The sequence below is a fragment of the Achromobacter semiaridum genome (assembly GCF_053543755.1).
Window position 1 is genome coordinate 86,513 of the sequence record NZ_JBLVOL010000009.1, and the last position, 1,745, is coordinate 88,257.

A 1,745-nucleotide genomic window follows, 5' to 3' on the forward strand; every position below is an offset into this window, starting at 1 on the left:
TCAGGCCCAACCATTGCTGCGACCAGAACCCGCGGCCGTAGTCGCGGCCGCCCAATTCGGCCTGTTGGTCGTGGATGCCCGTGGGGCCATAGCCCACGCCAAAACGGGCGGTGCGAAACAACACGTCCCAGATGGGGAACAGCGCGGCAAAGTTGTAGCCGCCGACGGGACCGGGCGTGGACGCGTCGTACGCAATGGAGTGGTGATGCCGATGAAAGCGCGGGCTGACCAGCAGGCGTTCGCCCAGCGCGCCGAAGTGCATGCGCAGGTTGGCGTGAGAGAAGCTTTGCGCCAGCTGCGTAATGGCCACCACCGCCACGAACTGCGCCGGCGGCACGCCCACCAACTGCGACACGAACACGACCAGCACGTCGCGCAGCATGTCGTCCAGCAGATGGTTGCGATCGTCGCTCCAGATGGTCATCTGGCGCTGGCTGTGATGCACGGCATGCAGCGCCCACAGCCAGCCGAAGCGGTGTTGCGCACGGTGGTAGACGTAGTCGACCGCATCGAACAGCAGCAGATAGATGATGAGGCTGACCCAGGCCTTGTCGGTCACGCCCGGCCAGTACTGGTCTAGCTGGAATGGCGCAAAGCCCCACACGTGCAGCTGGCCGAAGACGCTGTCCCAGAAGGGGTCGATGGTGAAGAACAGCGCCAGCCGGAAGACGCCCAGACGGTGGATCAGCGTGTACAGCACGTCGATGCCGATCTGGCGTCGGTCGGTAACGGCTTCAACCGGCCGCAGGCGTTGCAGCGGGCCGAACACCAACACCAGCACGGCAACCTGCACCAGGCCGACCAGCAGCCACATGGTGGCGTCATAGCCGTCCTCGATGAAGTTGCTCATTCCGAGGTGAAACAGCGCGGGCTGGATCAGCGTTTCGAAGAGCCATTGCTGGCATGCCCCGAAGAATTGGCTAAGCGTGTCCATGATCAATGATGCGTGGCGATCCAGTCGCGATAGGCCGGATGCGTGTCCAAGGTGGCAAAACAATAGCCCTTCTGCTGCAAGCCCACAATCAAGGGCTCCAGCACGGCGGGCGCCCAGGGGTCCTGGCGCGACCAGATGCCCAGGTGGGCAAGCAGGATATCGCCGGGCTTGATGGTGCGCAGCGCCTGATCCAGCAACTTCGCGTTGGGGTATTTATCGCTGGGCAATTCATCGCCCAGGAAGCCGGCGGGCGACCAGCCCACGTGTTCGTAGCCGCAGGCCTTGGCGGCCTGCAGCAAGGCGGGCGAGGTTTTGCCGCCCGGCGCGCGGTACAGCGGCAGCATCCTGGCGCCGGTCATCTGGTGAAAGCGGGTGGCCGAACGCTTGATTTCGGCGCAGTACTGTTCGGCCGTCCATTCGGCGCGCTTGCCGGTGTCGGGGCCCGCGCTGGGCTTGACGCGGAACTTGCCGCCCGGCAGGTCGCCCTGCCAGTAAACGTGGTCGTAGGTATGCGATCCGAAAGCATGCCCTTCCGCCGCGCGCGCCTTCCACCACGGCGCCCAGACGTCGTCCAGGCTGGAGCCGTCGGTCTTGGTGCGTTCATTGGCCAAAAAGAACGTGACTTTGACGTGATGGCGGTTGAGCACATCGGCGATCAGCGGCGCGACACCCATGTGGCCGGTGTCCAGGGTCAGGTAGACGGGCTTGTCGCAGGTGGTCGGCGCGGCGGCACTCGCCACCGGCACGGCAAACGCCAGCGCCAGCGCCAGCGCCAGCAAGCTAGCGCCAGCGGGCGCAGCGTGGGGGCAAC

2 protein-coding genes are annotated in these 1,745 nt (G+C 65.3%); both read right to left on the minus strand.

All coding sequences use genetic code 11. The annotated features are described in order from the left end of the window. A partial coding sequence (locus ACNPP0_RS02730) for a sterol desaturase family protein (protein WP_448704954.1) occupies positions 1-934 on the minus strand: 934 nt, incomplete at its 3' end. 2 nt (positions 935-936) lie between these two features. Next, positions 937-1,713, minus strand: a complete 777-nt coding sequence (locus ACNPP0_RS02735) for a polysaccharide deacetylase family protein (RefSeq protein WP_448704957.1) — start codon at positions 1,711-1,713, stop codon at positions 937-939. Positions 1,714-1,745: the final 32 nt, after the last annotated feature.